The organism is Halomonas sabkhae (assembly GCF_030409265.1).
Taxonomy (GTDB): domain Bacteria; phylum Pseudomonadota; class Gammaproteobacteria; order Pseudomonadales; family Halomonadaceae; genus Halomonas; species Halomonas halmophila.
In genome coordinates, this window is sequence record NZ_JAUFPM010000004.1 from 136,295 (window position 1) to 152,357 (window position 16,063).

Sequence of the window (16,063 nt, forward strand, 5' to 3'; positions counted from 1 at the left end):
CCATTCCAGTCAGTCACCGCGGGCCGTAACCGGCCGCTGCGGCAGAGGCGTTACCAACCCAGCGAGAACATGGTCTCGAGATCGTGGCGGGAGTGAACCTGCATGGCATTGAGGGTTTCGGTATCGGCGATGCCCTCGACATCATTGAGGCGGCCGGTCACCAGCTCGGCCAGGCTCTCGAAGTCCCGGGTCCGGGCAATGGCCACCAGATCATAGCGACCACAGGTGGAAAACACCTCGCTGATGCCTTCGACATCGGCCAGGCGTTCGGCCACCGGCTTGACCTGGCCCTTCTCGGTATTGATCAGGATCACGGCATTCTGCATCAGGCGCTCCTCGACGGTACTCGGCTGAACGATAGGCGATGACAGCGGCCATCGCGGCTGCGGCGAGTATAGCAGCGTCAAGCGATGCTCAGCACCATGCCCACGCGCCTACTGCGCCGCGTCGTCATCCTCGGGCAATGGCCATTGATAGCGGCCGACGATTTCGTTGTCCTGCACCGACTCCAGCTTGACCGGGAATCCCCAGAGCTGGTGCAGGTGGCGCATGACCGGATAGACACTGCGCGCCAGCGGCCGACGGTTATCCTGGATATGGCGCAGCGTCAGCGAGCGGTCGCCACGAATATCCGCGGCCTGCACCTGGATGTTGGGCTCGCGCACCGCGAGGGCATACTGGCTGGCAAGTGCCTCGCGGATGCGCTGATACCCCCGTTCATCATGAATGGCGGTCACCTCGAGCATCTCGTCCTGATCATCGTCCACCACCTTGAACAGCTTGAGCTCGCGAATCACGCGGGGCGACAGGAACTGCTGGATGAAGGACTCGTCCTTGAAGTTGTGCATGGCGAATTGCAGGGTCTCCCGCCAGTCGCTGTCGGCGAGATCGGGGAACCACAGGCGGTCCTCGTCGGTGGGAGATTCGCAGATGCGGCGCAGGTCCGAGAAGATCGCGAACCCCAGCGCATAGGGGTTGATGCCGTTGTAGGCGGGGCTGTCGAAGGCGGGCTGCTGGACCACCGAGGTGTGCGACTGCAGGAACTCCAGTATCAGCCCCTCGTCCACGAGGCCGTCATCGTAGAGGCGGTTCATCAGGGTATAGTGCCAGAAGGTGGCCCAGCCCTCGTTCATCACCTGGGTCTGACGCTGGGGATAGAAATACTGCGCCAACTTGCGCACGATGCGCACCACTTCCCGCTGCCAGGGCGCCAGCAAGGGGGCATTCTTTTCAATGAAGTAAAGCAGGTTTTCCTGGGGTTCCGGGGGATACCGGGCACCGGCATGCAGACCCAACGGGTCTTCCTCGTCCATGTCCGGGCTGTCGGCCTCGGCCGGCGAGCGTCCGGGAATGGTGCGCCACAGGGTGTTCACCTGGGCCTGGCGGTGGCTCTCGCGTTCCTTCTGGCGCCGGATTTCCTCTTCCGCCGAGATCGGCGAGGGCCGCTTGTAGCGATCGACCCCGTGGTTCTGCAGGGCATGACAGGCGTCCAGCAGCTGCTCCACGGCGGTCACGCCATGACGCTCTTCGCACTCGGCGATGTAGCGACGGGCAAACAGCAGATAATCGACGATGGAGCCGGCATCGGTCCAGGTCTGGAAGAGGTAGTTGCCCTTGAAGAAGGAATTGTGTCCATAGCAGGCGTGGGCCATGACCAGCACCTGCATCATCAGGGTGTTTTCCTCCATCAGGTAGGCGATGCACGGGTTGGAGTTGATCACCAGCTCGTAGGCCAGGCCCATCTGACCACGCCGATAGGCCTGCTCCACGGCCAGGAACTGCTTGCCGAAGGACCAGTGGTGGTAACCCACCGGCATGCCGACGCTGGCATAGGCGTCCATCATCTGCTCGGTGGTGATGATCTCGATCTGATTCGGATAGGTGTCCAGCCGGTATTCATCGGCCAGGCGGGCGATTTCCGCCTCGAACTCGGCGAGAACCTCGAAGCTCCAGTCGGAGCCGGTGGCGATGGGCTTGCGATCCGACATGCTGCCTCCTGGGCCGCGCCTCACGACGACGCGGCTCGCCGCTGGAACAACTCGCGGAATACCGGGTAGATATCACCGGCCTCGATGATCTGACGCATGGCGAAGCGGTCGGCATACTCGGCTTCCACTCGCTCGTACTCTTCCCACAGCGCCTGGTGCGCATGGGGCGTGATCTCGACATAGGCGAAATACTGCAGCCTCGGCATCAGCGAGCGGGTCAGCAGATCACGACAGGTCAGCGAGTCGTCATCCCAGTTGTCGCCATCCGATGCCTGGGCCACATAGAGATTCCACTGGCTCGGCGGGTAGCGGGCCTCAATGATTTCGTCGACCAGGGTCAGGGCGCTCGAGACGATGGTGCCGCCGGTTTCCCGGGAGTAGAAGAACTCTTCCTCGTCGACTTCGCGGGCGGCGGTGTGGTGGCGCACGAAGACCAGCTCGACTCGCTCGTAGTTGCGCTCCAGAAAGAGATACAGCAACAGGAAGAAGCGCTTGGCGATGTCCTTGTGAGCCTGCGTCATCGAGCCGGAGACATCCATCACGCAGAACATCACCGCCTTGCTCGACGGCTGGGGCTGCTGGATCACGTTGTTGTAACGCAGGTCATTGGTGTCGATGAAAGGCACCGCTTCCAGGCGTTTTTCCAGACGCGCGATCTCGTCCTTCAACTCCTGGATGCGCACCGGATTGCGCAGGGCCGGGTCCTTGTGTTCCTCGGCCTCCAGCGCCTGCTGGGCCTCGCGCAGTGCCCGGCGGATCGGCCCGCGCATGGCGATACGCCGGGCATGCGCCTCACGCATGGAGCGCACGATATTGATCCGCGCCGGCACGCCGTCGCGGGTCAGGCCGGCGCGCACCGGCCGGGTTTCCTCCAGGTCGACCAGCGGCTTGCGCTCCAGATGCGGCAGCTCGAGCCCCTCGAAGACGAAGTCCAGGAACTCCTCGCGGGTCAGGCTGAAGGCGAATTCATCCATGCCCTCGCCCTGATTGGAGGCACCACCCTCGCCGCTGCCGTCACCGCCGCCACTGCCACCCGGCCGCTTGAAGCGATCTCCCTCGACGAACTCCCGGTTGCCCGGTGCAATGATCGAGCGCCGGCCGCCCGGGCCGTGCTGGAAGACCGGCTCGGAGATATCCCGGGACGGAATCGAGACCTTCTCGCCGCGCTCCATGTCGGTGATGGAGCGGCGATTGACCGCTTCTTCCACGGAGCGCTTGATGTGCCCGCGATAGCGATCCAGGAAGCGCTGCCGATTGACCGCACTTTTGTGCTTGGCATTGGCCCGACGGTCGATGAAATAGCTCATGCTGACCTCCTCTGGGCGGCGCGGCGAACGTCGCAGCTCGCCTCTCGCGGCTCGTAGCTCGTAGCTCGTAGCTCGTAGCTCGTAGCTCGTAGCTCGTAGCTCGTAGCTCGTAGCTCGTAGCTCGTCACACAGCCTACTGCGACTTGCGCACCCTCAGGTACCACTCGGCCAGCAGCCTCACCTGCTTCTCGGTATAGCCGCGGTCGACCATGCGCGCCACGAAGTCCTCGTGCTTCTTCTGGTCCGCCGTGGACGCCTTGGCGTTGAAGGAGATCACCGGCAGCAGCTCCTCGGTATTGGCGAACATCTTGTGCTCGATGACCCCGCGCAGCTTCTCGTAGGACTGCCAGCTCGGGTTCATGCCGTTGTTCTGGGCCCGGGCCCGGAGCACGAAGTTCACCACCTCGTGGCGGAAGTCCTTGGGATTGGAGATGCCTGCCGGCTTTTCGATCTTCTCCAGCTCCTCGTTGAGGGACTGGCGATCGAAGAGTTCGCCGGTCTCGGGGTCGCGATACTCCTGGTCCTGAATCCAGAAGTCGGCATAGGTGACATACCGATCGAAGATGTTCTGACCGTATTCGGAGTAGGACTCCAGATAGGCGGTCTGGATCTCCTTGCCGATGAAGTCGACGTAGCGTGGCGCCAGGAACTCCTTGATGTAGCGCAGGTAGCGCTCGAAGGTCTCGCGTGGCAGCTGTTCCTGCTCGAGGCGCTGCTCGAGCACATAGAGCAGGTGCACGGGATTGGCGGCCACTTCATGGTTATCGAAGTTGAACACCTTGGACAGAATCTTGAAGGCAAAACGGGTCGAGAGCCCATCCATGCCCTCGTCCACCCCGGCATTGTCGCGGTACTCCTGGATCGACTTGGCCTTGGGGTCGGTGTCCTTGAGGTTTTCGCCATCATAGACCCGCATCTTGGAGTAGACGCTGGAATTTTCCGGCTCCTTGAGACGCGAGAGTACCGAGAACTGCGCCAGCATGCGCAGCGTATCCGGTGCACAGGGCGCCTCGTTGAGCGAGGAGTGTTCGAGCAGCTTCTTGTAGATGTTGATTTCTTCGCTGACCCGCAGGCAATAAGGCACCTTGACGATATAGACGCGATCGAGAAAGGCCTCGTTATTGCGATTGTTACGGAAGGTCTGCCACTCGCTCTCGTTGGAATGCGCCAGGATGATGCCGTCGAAGGGGATCGCGCCCATGCCTTCGGTGGGGTTGTAGTTGGCCTCCTGGGTCGCCGTCAGCAGCGGATGCAGTACCTTGATGGGAGCCTTGAACATCTCGACGAATTCCATCAGCCCCTGGTTGGCGCGACACAGCCCACCGGAAAAGCTGTAGGCATCCGGGTCGTCCTGCGAGTAGAGCTCGAGCTGGCGGATATCGACCTTGCCGACCAGTGACGAGATATCCTGGTTGTTCTCGTCGCCGGGTTCGGTCTTGGAGATGGCCACCTGATTGAGGCGCGACGGATACAGCCGCACGACCCGGAACTGCGAGATATCACCGCCGTATTCCTGCAGCCGCTTGGCCGCCCAGGGCGACATGACACTCTTCAGGCAGCGCGGCGGAATGCCGTATTCCTGTTCGAGCAGCTCGCCATCTTCCTCCGGAGAGAACAGCCCGAGCGGCGACTCCTGAACCGGAGAGCCCTTGATGGCGTAAAAGGGCACGTGCTCCATCAACAGCTTGAGGCGTTCCGCCAGGGACGACTTGCCACCGCCCACCGGGCCCAGCAGATAGAGAATCTGTTTTCTTTCTTCCAGGCCCTGGGCGGCATGACGGAAATACGCCACGATCTGTTCGATGGCGTCTTCCATGCCGTAGAACTCGGCAAAGGCCGGATAACGGCGGATCACCTTGTTGGAGAAGATACGCGCCAACCTGGGGTCCTTGGCGGTATCGATCACTTCGGGCTCACCGATCGCCTCCAGCAGGCGTTCAGCGGCGTTGGCATAGACCGAGGGCTGCTCGCGGCAAAGTTCCAGATACTCCTGCAGGCTCATTTCTTCCTGCCGGGTACGGGAATAACGGTTCTGCACATGATCGAAGATGCTCATCGAAGCCTCCTTTAGGGAGGCCCTGTCCGAACGCCGGCGACCAGTGCCCGGCGATGCTTGCGACTGGACCTCCTTGGACCCGACTCCCCGTCAAGGCGTCATCCATCCGCATGCCAACCGGGGATCGCTACACCTTCAGCGTAGACAGCATTCACGCATCCCCCTGGCGTGACCTTCAACGCAACCGCGGGATACCGACGCCGACCAGCACTGAAGGTCTCAGTATGTTTGATGCGCTGACCGGCCATTTGGTTCGCCATCTCATCGAATCGCCCGCTCCGACGAGCCCTCAGAAGGTGGTGGCCAGCCGGGTCCCCTGCTCGATGGCGCGCTTGGCGTCGAGCTCGGCGGCCTGATCGGCGCCCCCGATGACGTGCACCGAGACCCCCGCCTCCACCAGGGCCTCGAGATCATCGCGGACCGACTCCTGGCCGGCGCAGACCACCACCGTATCCACCTCGAGCAGACGCGGCTCGCCATCCTGGCGGATGTGCAGCCCCTGATCATCGACGCCCAGATAGTCGCAGCCGGCCAGCATCTCGACGCCTCGATGGCGCAGCGAGGCGCGATGCACCCAGCCCGTGGTGGTGCCCAGCCCCTTGCCGGGCTTGGAGGTCTTGCGCTGCAACAGCGTGACCCGGCGAGGCACCGCGGGGCGCTGCGGGGCCTTCAGGCCGCCCGCCGACGAGACGCTCAGATCGACGCCCCATTCATCACACCAGGCCTCGGCATCCAGGGCCGGATGCCCGGCATGGGTCAGCAGCTCGGCGACGTCGAAGCCGATGCCGCCGGCACCGATGATCGCCACCCGAGGGCCGACACGCTCGGCATGCATGATGGCCATCGGATAGGACATCACCCTGGGGTGTTCGCTGCCGGGCAGGTCCAGCGTTCGGGGCCTGACACCGGTGGCCAGCACCACCTCGTCGAAGGCACGCAATTCATGCACGTCCGGCGCCACGCCCAGCCGAACCTGGACCCGATGCCGATCGAGCATGACCCGGAAATAACGCAGGGTTTCATCGAACTCTTCCTTGCCGGGGATGCGCCGCGCATAGTTGAACTGGCCACCCAGCTCGGACTGACGCTCATAAAGCGTGACTGCATGCCCGCACTGTGCCGCCGTCACGGCCGCTGCCAGGCCGGCCGGACCACCGCCGACCACCGCGACCTGCCGGCTCCGGGCGGTCGGCGTGATCAGCAGCTCGGTTTCGTGACAGGCGCGCGGATTGACCAGACAGGAGGTCAGCTTGCCCTGGAAGGTGTGGTCCAGGCAGGCCTGGTTGCAGGCGATGCAGGTATTGATCTCGTCGCGGCGACCATCGCGGGCCTTGGCGACCCAGGCCGGATCGGCCAGAAAGGGCCTGGCCATGGAGACCATGTCGGCCTGCCCCGCGGCCAGCACCCGTTCGGCAACCTCGGGCATGTTGATGCGGTTGGTGGTGATCAGCGGGATCGACAGGGCCTCGCGCATGCGCCGCGTCACCTGGCTGAAGGCGGCGCGCGGTACGCTGGTGACGATGGTCGGCACCCTGGCCTCATGCCAGCCGATCCCGGTATTGATCACATCCGCGCCTGCCTGCTCCACCGCACGCCCCAGCGTCACCACCTCCTCGAAGGTACTGCCCTCCTCGACCAGGTCGATCATCGACAGGCGGAAGATGACCAGGAAGTCCTCACCCAGCTCGGCGCGTATGCGCCCTACGATGGCCAGCGGAAAACGCATGCGGTTGTCCAGCGACCCGCCCCACTGGTCCTGGCGATGGTTGGTGCGGCGACACAGGAACTGATTGATCAGGTAGCCCTCGGAACCCATGATCTCGACACCATCGTAACCCGCCTCGCGGGCCAGGGTGGCGCAGCGGACATAGTCCTCGACGGTCGCTTCCACCTCGTCATGCGTCATTTCACGCGGCGTGAAGCGGTTGATCGGCGCCGCTATCGGCGATGGTGCCACCAGCTCCGGCGAATAGGCATAGCGCCCGGCATGCAGAATCTGCAGGCAGATATGACCCTGCTCGGCATGCACGGCATGCGTCACGCGACGATGCTCCGCCACCTGCTCGGCGCGCTCGAGTGTCGCCGCGCCCTGAAAGACCGCTCCTTCGGCATTGGGCGCAATCCCCCCGGTCACGATCAGTCCCACGCCTTCACGGGCGCGCTCGGCATAGAACGCCGCCAGCCGCTCGAAACCCTGGGGAGCCTCTTCCAGATTGGTATGCATGGACCCCATCAGCACGCGATTGGGCAGCGCCAGATGCCCCAGGGTGATGGGACGCAGCAGGTTGGGATAGTCGGTCACGGCCAGATCCTCGCGTTCGCACGGCATGAATTCAAACAACTGTATGACAGTCACAGGTGTTGCGCAAAGTCTACCGACGCGAGGCGCCGGCTGCGTCGCGGAAACCCGAGCCGTGTGTGAGTTTGCAGTGGGCATGGCATTAAACACCAAGCGGCCAAACCTGGGATAAAATCCGATCAGGCGAAACAACCTGGGACGAAAAAATACTTCGAGGTCATGCAGATACGGAATGATGCATCTAGTGAGGAAGGTAGGGGCACGGGTTAAATCAGTGCCAAAGGCGCGCAAATGCGAAAACGCCGTTTCCTAACTGGAGCGGCGTTTTTTTGTGGGCTTTTTGGCACCGCTTATAGGGAGCGCCACGAGGCGACCACCCGGGCGACGATCTGGATACGTTCAAGCTGTTTGGCTTCGGACAAGTGCATGTGGTGATCCTCCGCTTCCATGATGGATATCAGCCCACCTGCCATATCCAGGCGCAGTCGGCGAATAGCAGAGGTGGTGTCGTTATCCAGGATGAAGCGGACGATGTAGATACCGTCTTGGGGTGGGAGCTTGCCTGGGGCCAGCCCTGTCTTGATCTGCCCTTCGGGGCGGTGTGTGTACGTTTCACATAGCAACAGATCGCCAGGCTGGATGGTGGGTGCCATGGCGCCTTCGCGCGTCTCCAGGAAGCGCAGGCTGGCGGGCTCCAGGCCCCGGCTCTTCAGCCAGTCGCGGCGCACGGCATGGCGAATGCTGACGATGCTTTCTTCGGCGGTGGTCATCTCCTCGATGTAAACGAAGTCGTCGGCGTCCTGCAGATAGCCGCCATCCTGCTGGGCATGGTGGCGCAAGGGGTCTCGTTGCCCTAGTCCTGTGGCAAGCCACTCGACAGAAACGCCAGCCGTTTCGGCCATGGTGATAAGTGCTTTTCGACTTGGCTCGCTCCCAGAAAGATACCGCTGGAAACCGCTTTGCGACAGCCCCGCTCTCTTCGCAAAAGAGGTCGCACTACCCGCCATTGCAACCAGACCTCTTAACCTTTCGATAAATCCATCATTGCTTTCAGGCTCCTTTTCGGAATCTGAAAGGCGCTCCATCTCATCTTTCATCTTTATAACCCTTTGATTTTAAGAGATGTTTTTAAGGACGAGGGAGAGATGGCCGCTTCTGAACTTGAAAAACCTCAAAAGAGCTTGACCACCAACCTCAATAGCGTTTATGTTTAATCACTAATGATGGTTAGACACCCAGAAAAAACGCCACGAGGTGACGCTGTGAAACTGGATATTCCAACCGAACCGCGGGCCCGCTGGGAGTGGATCAAATATCAGATCCGCGCCCGTGGGCTAAGCCTTGCTGAGTTAGCGCGACGTCTCGATGTCGATAGGCCTGCGCTGACAGCGGTCAAGCGCTACCCCTACCCCCGAATGGAGCGAGCCATCGCTGATGCGCTTGACTTGCCTCCAGCAGTGATTTGGCCGGAGCGCTGGAACGCCGATGGTACGCCATGTCGGCGGCGCCCCAACCGTGCGGAAAAGAACGCCTCAATATCAAGTACCCATGGTAGCGGCTCCGCCACTGATGCGCATCGTCAACGTGCGGTGGAGGTGTAGACATGCGGCGTGTTCGCGACACCGAGACATTCGACATCTTCGAGGTGCCTGCCCCGATTGTTCCCCATCCGGGCAGCGGCAACTACGCCGCCCAGGTCAGCGAGCTGGTCGGTGGGGTGCTGAAAGACTGCCTGGTTGATCGCTACGAGGTGGCGGCGCAGATGAGCCGACTCTCCGGCGATGACGTTTCCAAGCACATGTTGGATGCGTGGAGCTCGCCGGCACGCACCGAGCACAACATCCCTCTTTACCGTGCGCCGCTGCTCGAGGAGGTGTGCCATAGCCACGCCTTCACCGATTGGCTGGTTCATCTACGTGGCGGGCGAGTGGCTTACGGCCGCGAGGCGCTGGCGGCCGAGTACGGCAAACGCCAGCGGATGATGGAAAAGCTCAAGTCGGACATGCGCGAGCTGAAGAAGCTGATGGGAGAGGACGAATGACTGGCCATCAGGCATCAATTCGCGGCTGGTACACCGCGAAGGAGTTAGCGGGGCTCCCGGGCATGCCAGGCACCGTACAAGGTGTCAATGCGCGCGCTAAGACTCAGGACTGGGAGGCTCAGAAGCGCCTGGGGCGTGGGGGTGGTTTCGAATACAGCTATGCTGTGCTGCCTCCCGAAACCCAGAACGCCCTGATCGCTCAGGCCATAGGCCAGGCCGAGCCGGAGCCTGCCAACACCGAGTCGACTATTGTCGACCCCCAGAACGATGCGGCCGAGACGCGTCGGCTGACCGAGGCGCAGCGCACGGTGATGACAGCCCGCGTGGCCTTCGTGCGCGAGATCGAGCGCATGAGCCACATGGTCAGTCAGCAGCGCGCTATCCAAGCCCTGGTCGACATGGCTTCGGCTGGTGAGTTGTCACCCTACCTCAATGAGCGGGTATCCATTGCCAACGACCGCAAGACGGAGACCCGGACACTCAGTGAGCGAACCCTCAAACGCTGGGTGGCGGCGTTCAAGAAGGATGGCGAGCGAGGCCTTGCCCCGAAGCGTCGCAAGGCAGACATGAGCATGCCGTCTTGGGCCGGTGACTTTCTCAAGCGCTACCAGCGCCCACAGAAGCCGTCGGTCGAGGCTGCATATCAACTGCTCGTCGAGCAGACCGAGCCACCGCACCCGTCGATTCACCAGGTGCGCCGCTGGCTGGCCAAGTTGAGCCCCGAGGCCCGCGAACGTGGACGCATGGGGCCGCGCGAACTCAAAGCGATGCAGCCCTTTAAGCGCCGTAGTACCGACGGCCTATGGCCCAACGACGTCTGGGTCGCTGACGGCCACACGTTCGATGCGGAAGTGATCAACCCGCTGACCGGCCAAGCGTTCCGCCCTGAGGTCACGATGATCATCGACTGGGCCACGCGTCGCATCGTCGGCTTCGCCATCAACCTCGCCGAGTCGATCCTGGCCACGCTGGACGCCCTGCGCGACGCCGTCAGCCGCGCCGGCATGTTCAATCTGTTCTACGTCGATAACGGCGCAGGCTTCGATAACGCCAGCGTTTACGAAGTCGTGGATCGCCTGGGCGGCACCATCACCCACTCGCTGCCCTACAACTCCCAGGCACGCGGCGTCATCGAGCGCCCGCACAAGTCGATCCTGATCAAGATGGCCAAGTCGCTGGACAGCTACCTCGGCGCCGACATGGACCCCGAAGCCGCCAACCGCGTGCACAAACTCTCGCGCAAGGCGATCAAGGAGGGCCTTCAGCCCAAGCAGATCCCGACCTTCCAGGCGTTTTTCGATCAGCTCAACGACGCGCTAGACGCCTACAACCGCCGTCCGCACAGCGGCCTGACGAAGATCCGCGACCTGGAGACCGGGCGACTGCGTCACCAGAGCCCGATGGACGCCTGGAAATCCGCCGAGGCCGAAGGCTTCGAAGCGCTGACCGCACCCGCCGATGTGATCGCCTCGCTGATGCGTCCGCAGGAAACCCGCAAGACGCATCGCGGCGAAGTGCGCTATGCCGGCGGAATCTACTTCCTGGATGCCCTGCGCGATTTTCATGGCGAAGAGATCAAGGTGGCCTGGGACTACCGAGACGCCAGCAGCGTGGGCATCTACACCCTCGCTGGCGAATGGGTCGGCGATGCGGTGATCAACGGCAACGCTACAGATGCCATGCCTCAAACCATGATTCAGCGTGCCGCCGACAAGCGGGAGCGAGGCCAGCTCAACCGGCTGGTCAAGAAAGCCAAAACCGTCACCGGCAAAGACGTCGAGATCCGCACCGTCGAGCCAACGCCGCAGAGTGGCGGCAACGAACAGCGCATCAGCGAGGCGCGAGCCTATGCCAAGCAACTCGCGAATGACGAGACGAGCTTTGATCCCCCGCAGGGAAAGGTCGAGCGGTACCGCTGCTGGCACCAATTGAATGAGCGGATGAAAGCCGGAGAAGAGCTCTCCGAAGCAGCCCAGCGCTGGCACGCCAACTACCAGAACCATGGCGACTTTAAATCGATCGCCAAAGTAATGGATGCGGACGGGCTGTCACCCGCCCGCAACCGGAGGCCGTCCGATTCACGGCCATGACACTCGCAGCAATAAGGAACTGATATGAGCGTCAATACCATTGTACCACTCACCAATGTTGCGCTGCTGGCCAGCGCCATTGAGCGAGCCACCAACCGCCCGACGGAACTGCCGGGACTGGTCGTCATGTACGGCCCGAGCGGCTTTGGCAAGAGTCTCGCCGCCGCCTTCAGCGCCAATCAATATCGCGCGTATTACGTCGAATGCCGCGAGAGCTGGACCAAAAAAGCCTTCCTGCAAGCGGTGCTGCGCGAGATGGGCATTATTCCGATGAAGACCATCAGCGAGATGGTCGATCAGGTAGCCGAGCAGCTCTCCCGCTCCGGCCGGCCGCTGATCGTCGATGACGTCCAGTACGTTATCGATAAGGCAGCTGCCAATGTGCTGACGGATATCTATAACGCCAGCGCCGGCACCCTGGTCCTGATTGGTGAGGAGCGTGTGCCGGCCTCGATGGTACGCCTCGAGCGCCTGCACAACCGGGTGCTGGAGTGGGTGCCGGCCGAGGCGGCAACGCTCGACGATGTTCGGTCTCTTGCTGAGCGTTCCTATCCGGATGTCGAGATCGACGACGACTTGCTGGAACGGGTCAACGACCGGGTCAAAGGCTGCCTGCGCCGCGTTGCTGTGAACCTCTACCAGATCCACCAGGAAGCTCTGGCCAACGGCTGGACGCAGGTGGGGCTCAAGGAATGGGGAAATCGCGACATCCACACCGGCCAGCCGCCGGCGCGCAGGGGGTGAGCATGGCAAAGCGCAATACTGTCTCAACCGCCACCGCGAGTGCCGCACCGAGCCGTCAGAGGATCTGGGAAATCATTCGCGCGTTGCACGCCGATGGCCAGCGGATCACGACACGCGACGCCTGGTTATTGATTCCCGACAGCATGCCACGCACACGGGTAAACGACTACTTTCGCAGCCTGGCGGCCGGCGGGTATCTCGAATGCCTGAACCCTGAGCGCAAACCAGGTGTAGCGGCCGAGTTCGCGCTGATCCGGGACGTCGGCGTGGAGGCGCCACGCGTTCGCCGCGACGGCAGCGTGCCGCCGGTTCCGGGGCGTGAGCAGCTGTGGCGCACGCTGCGCATCATTGGCGACTTCACGGCGGCCGGTCTGGCGGAAGCCGCCAGCACGCCCGAATCACCGATCGCCAGGAACACAGCCGAAGAGTACTGCCACTTCCTGCAGAAGGCGGGATACCTGCAGCTATCCCGCCCTGGCTCGCCAGGCATTGCCGCCCGATATCGGCTGGTGCACAGCCGCTGGACCGGGCCTCTGGCGCCGATGATTCAGCGCACCAAGTGCCTTTTTGACCCCAACACCGGCGAGACCGTGTATGCCCGGGTCACCAAGACAGAGGGAGGTGAGCCATGAGCGCTACCCGTCTTGCTCGCCCCGTGGACATCTCCAACTGGGGAAATGAGCCGCCGCGCTGGATACGCCTGCTGGCTGCCGAAGTCGAGGCCAGCAATCGTCGGCTGGCAGCCGAGGCCTGTGGCCTCTCGCGCACAGCGGTGTCTTTGGCACTGGTCAACCGTTACCCGAGCCCAAGCACCGACAGCCTCGAGCGCCGCGTGCTCGAAGCCCTCGACGGCCGTGACTGCCCCGCATGGGGTGAGCGCATCAGCGTCGAGCAGTGCCGCGACTATCGAGAGCAGCCCACCCCCACTCATAACCCGATGGCCATGAGGAAATGGCAGGCCTGCCAGAGCTGCCCGCACAACCCCGGGCGCATCACCGGCGTCAGGAAAGGAGATCAATCATGAGTGTGATTCACATGTGGCCGACTCCGCCCGAGGGAATGTTCGCCATTTCCCCTGACGGCAAACTGTATCGGGTCAGTGTTGAGCTCAATGACGTCGACAACCTGGTGGTGGGTGTCGACAGCATCGCCGTGCATCCCGGCGGCGCTCCAGAGCACCTGCACCTGGAGCTGCCTCGCGAGGAAGCCCGTGAGCTGCAGGCCTTGCTACAAGGCGGTATCAACCGGATGACGGGAGGTGACGCATGAGTATCCGAGGCACCTGCCCCGAATGCGGCTTCAGTGCCGACATGGCGGCCTTCGTCGCCCAGGGCGAGCACAACCAGGCATTGGCCGCTGCGCTGGAGATCCCCGGGCAACTCGGCCCGCGCGTCGTGCGCTACCTGGGGCTGTTTCGGCCGCAACGCAAGGCGCTGGCGGGCGGCAAGGCGGTACGCCTGCTGACCGAGCTGCGCGACACCATCGCCCTGGAGCGCATCAACCGGCACGGCGTGTCGCGGCCCGCGCCCATCAGCGTATGGGCCGCGGCGTTGGACCAGCTGCTCGAGCGGCCGCCCGCCAAGCTGCCTCTGAACAGCCACGGCTATCTGTTCGAGATCGTCGCCAGTGTGGCCGATCAGGCCGACGCCCAGGCCGAGCGGCAGCGCGAAGAGTCGGCGCGAAGCGGCGGAAGTGCCAAGGCCCCCGCGAAGGCAGCGGCGCGGCATGAGCGTTCGACCGAGGATGTGCTGGCCGAACATCGCCGCCTGGCCAATGGCGGCACCCCCATGAAACCGACACCGAACGGCCCTCGCACCCTGGGCGAACTGCTGCAGGGCGCGCCCAGTCAAGCGGATGAAGAGGAGCAGCAATAATGCGATACAGCGACGAAGCCCTCGACTACTACGCCGACCGGTTCATGGCGCTACGCCTGGCTCGGCATGGCATCACGCTTCCTCAGTACCTCGCCAACCCCGAAGAGTGTGAGCTGAAAGCTCTGGAGCCTGAACCGCCGCTGCCCGCCCAGAACGCCGTGATTCTGCGTATCTGGCAGCAGCAGGATACCGGCGTCATGCCGCGTCAACATGCCGACCCCGTACATGGGCAGCTGTTCGATACCGACGACCTGGTGGACATCAACGAACTGCTGGCGGGCTGGAAAGCCGAGATCGACGCCGAAGAGCAGGCTATCGCACACCTGCCCCAACGCAACGGCGCCATCATCGAGCCACTGGCGCATCACCGACATAACCGGGGAACGCACCGCCTCTCCGCCGACTTCTCTCGCAAGCACGCCCGCAAAGGAGCCTGACATGAATGCCCAGACACAGATCCCCGACGGTTATCGCCTCGACGCCAAGGGTCGACTGATTCCCGAAGACCAGATCAAGGATGTCGACAAGCTACGCGACGAACTGGTGCTTGCCATCGTCGATCGCGCCTGCGAACTCCGCGACCAGCTCAGGGACTTCAAGTCCGACACCTTCTCCGAAATCGAGGCCTTCGTGGCGACCTCGGCCAAGGAGTACGACGTTCAGATCGGCGGCAAGAAAGGCAACGTTCAGCTGGTCAGCTTCGATGGCAAGTACAAGGTCGTCCGTGCCATCCAGGAGTCGATCACATTCGATGAGCGCCTCCAGGCGGCGAAGGGCCTGATCGACGAGTGCCTGACGGAATGGACGGCCGACGCCCGGCCCGAGGTGGCCACTATCGTCCAGGATGCGTTTCGCGTCGACTCGGCCGGCAATATCCGCACCGGCCAGGTGCTCGGCCTGCGCCGCCTCAACATCCAGGACAAGCGCTGGCTCAAGGCCATGGATGCCATCAGTGATGCCGTTCAGGTCACCGGCTCCAAGTCCTATGTGCGGATCTACGAGCGGGTTGGTGAGAGCGACCAATACAAGCCCATCAGCCTCGACATCGCGGGGGTGTGAGATGCGAACCCAATACCATGCCTACTGTGAAGCCAGCGGCAAGATCGGCATCGGCGTGACCGTTCCCGAGGGTTGCGTGGCGATTGCCAAAGGGCCGTACCGAGCCCTCTATGAAGAAGTGGAGATGAAAGCGCGTCATGGGTACTCGCTCGGCGTCCTGCTGGTGCCGGGAGTGCCGGAGGCCACCAGCCTCGACAGCGCCATCGCGGCAGTCGTCGGTTTCGTGGCCTGGGCGCGCAACGACCGCGAACCTTCCATATGGCGTTGCCCTGGAGACATTCAGGCCGAGCTCAATCAGTTGGTCAGCCAGGAGGCATCCTCATGACATCCGCCCCGATTCGTGTCCGCCACGCCATCGGCGGCTATGCCGCCACCCTCAAGGGTAAACGCGCCACCTGCGCCTATAGCCATGAAGAGGCTGCGCGGCGTGTGGCCCGCAAGGTGTATGGCGAGCAGGTCAATGTGACCGCCAGTGATCTGCGCGACGGCGATGCCGTCGCAGGCATCCAGTATCGCTACCACATCACCCACTAAGCGAAACGCCTGCCTGCGGGTGGGCGTCTGCCGAGCGTGGTGGCCCGGCACTGATGAGCAGCCAACGAGGT

18 protein-coding genes and 1 other RNA gene are annotated in these 16,063 nt (G+C 62.9%); 13 read left to right on the forward strand and 6 right to left on the reverse strand.

The window, feature by feature from the left end:
- Positions 1–50 precede the first annotated feature (50 nt).
- The 6 genes from QWY79_RS03425 to QWY79_RS03450 form a co-directional block, all read right to left on the reverse strand.
- Positions 51–326, reverse strand: a complete 276-nt coding sequence (locus QWY79_RS03425; RefSeq protein ID WP_141317295.1) for an Lrp/AsnC family transcriptional regulator — start codon at positions 324–326, stop codon at positions 51–53.
- Positions 327–434: 108 nt separating this feature from the next.
- Positions 435–1,988, reverse strand: coding sequence for a SpoVR family protein (locus QWY79_RS03430; RefSeq protein WP_290269924.1), 1,554 nt, complete (start codon positions 1,986–1,988; stop codon positions 435–437).
- A gap of 20 nt (positions 1,989–2,008) precedes the next feature.
- Positions 2,009–3,295: a YeaH/YhbH family protein gene (locus tag QWY79_RS03435; protein ID WP_141317290.1), complete on the reverse strand. Its 1,287-nt coding sequence runs from the start codon at positions 3,293–3,295 to the stop codon at positions 2,009–2,011.
- 133 nt (positions 3,296–3,428) lie between these two features.
- The gene (locus QWY79_RS03440; RefSeq protein ID WP_290269929.1) at positions 3,429–5,351 is read right to left on the reverse strand and encodes a PrkA family serine protein kinase; all 1,923 of its coding nucleotides are present in this window, start codon (positions 5,349–5,351) and stop codon (positions 3,429–3,431) included.
- Between the two features lie 289 nt (positions 5,352–5,640).
- A complete protein-coding gene (locus tag QWY79_RS03445) occupies positions 5,641–7,680 on the reverse strand; it encodes an NADPH-dependent 2,4-dienoyl-CoA reductase (protein ID WP_290269931.1) in 2,040 nt (679 codons plus the stop codon).
- A 320-nt stretch (positions 7,681–8,000) separates the two neighbouring features.
- Positions 8,001–8,747 carry a LexA family transcriptional regulator gene (locus tag QWY79_RS03450; protein WP_290269933.1) on the reverse strand — a complete coding sequence of 249 codons (747 nt, stop codon included), beginning with the start codon at positions 8,745–8,747 and terminating at the stop codon, positions 8,001–8,003.
- A 126-nt stretch (positions 8,748–8,873) separates the two neighbouring features.
- Between QWY79_RS03450 and QWY79_RS15795 the strand changes: the two genes are divergently transcribed.
- The 13 genes from QWY79_RS15795 (at position 8,874) to QWY79_RS03510 (ending at position 16,059) form a co-directional block, all read left to right on the forward strand.
- Positions 8,874–9,251 carry a helix-turn-helix domain-containing protein gene (locus QWY79_RS15795; protein WP_353960355.1) on the forward strand — a complete coding sequence of 126 codons (378 nt, stop codon included), beginning with the start codon at positions 8,874–8,876 and terminating at the stop codon, positions 9,249–9,251.
- A gap of 2 nt (positions 9,252–9,253) precedes the next feature.
- Entirely contained in the window at positions 9,254–9,691 is a 438-nt protein-coding gene (locus QWY79_RS03455) for a hypothetical protein (protein WP_290269935.1), read from the forward strand.
- Entirely contained in the window at positions 9,688–11,781 is a 2,094-nt protein-coding gene (locus QWY79_RS03460) for a DNA-binding protein (protein WP_290269937.1), read from the forward strand. Before QWY79_RS03455 ends, QWY79_RS03460 begins: the two co-directional genes overlap by 4 nt.
- A gap of 24 nt (positions 11,782–11,805) precedes the next feature.
- On the forward strand, positions 11,806–12,525 hold the full coding sequence (locus QWY79_RS03465) for an AAA family ATPase (protein ID WP_290269939.1): 720 nt from the start codon (positions 11,806–11,808) through the stop codon (positions 12,523–12,525).
- Positions 12,526–12,527: 2 nt separating this feature from the next.
- The gene (locus tag QWY79_RS03470) at positions 12,528–13,157 is read left to right on the forward strand and encodes a hypothetical protein (RefSeq protein WP_290269941.1); all 630 of its coding nucleotides are present in this window, start codon (positions 12,528–12,530) and stop codon (positions 13,155–13,157) included.
- On the forward strand, positions 13,154–13,549 hold the full coding sequence (locus QWY79_RS03475) for a hypothetical protein (RefSeq protein ID WP_290269943.1): 396 nt from the start codon (positions 13,154–13,156) through the stop codon (positions 13,547–13,549). The genes QWY79_RS03470 and QWY79_RS03475 overlap by 4 nt, the downstream gene beginning before the upstream one ends.
- On the forward strand, positions 13,546–13,794 hold the full coding sequence (locus tag QWY79_RS03480; RefSeq protein ID WP_290269945.1) for a hypothetical protein: 249 nt from the start codon (positions 13,546–13,548) through the stop codon (positions 13,792–13,794). Before QWY79_RS03475 ends, QWY79_RS03480 begins: the two co-directional genes overlap by 4 nt.
- Entirely contained in the window at positions 13,791–14,399 is a 609-nt protein-coding gene (locus QWY79_RS03485; RefSeq protein ID WP_290269946.1) for an HI_1489 N-terminal domain-containing protein, read from the forward strand. Before QWY79_RS03480 ends, QWY79_RS03485 begins: the two co-directional genes overlap by 4 nt.
- Positions 14,399–14,836, forward strand: a complete 438-nt coding sequence (locus QWY79_RS03490; protein WP_290269948.1) for a hypothetical protein — start codon at positions 14,399–14,401, stop codon at positions 14,834–14,836. Before QWY79_RS03485 ends, QWY79_RS03490 begins: the two co-directional genes overlap by 1 nt.
- Before the next feature lies 1 nt (position 14,837).
- Positions 14,838–15,458, forward strand: a complete 621-nt coding sequence (locus QWY79_RS03495) for a DUF3164 family protein (RefSeq protein ID WP_290269950.1) — start codon at positions 14,838–14,840, stop codon at positions 15,456–15,458.
- Between the two features lies 1 nt (position 15,459).
- Positions 15,460–15,783, forward strand: a complete 324-nt coding sequence (locus QWY79_RS03500; protein ID WP_290269952.1) for a hypothetical protein — start codon at positions 15,460–15,462, stop codon at positions 15,781–15,783.
- Positions 15,780–15,992: a hypothetical protein gene (locus QWY79_RS03505; protein ID WP_290269954.1), complete on the forward strand. Its 213-nt coding sequence runs from the start codon at positions 15,780–15,782 to the stop codon at positions 15,990–15,992. The genes QWY79_RS03500 and QWY79_RS03505 overlap by 4 nt, the downstream gene beginning before the upstream one ends.
- Positions 15,991–16,059: hammerhead ribozyme type II (locus tag QWY79_RS03510), an RNA gene on the forward strand. The genes QWY79_RS03505 and QWY79_RS03510 overlap by 2 nt, the downstream gene beginning before the upstream one ends.
- Positions 16,060–16,063 lie beyond the last annotated feature (4 nt).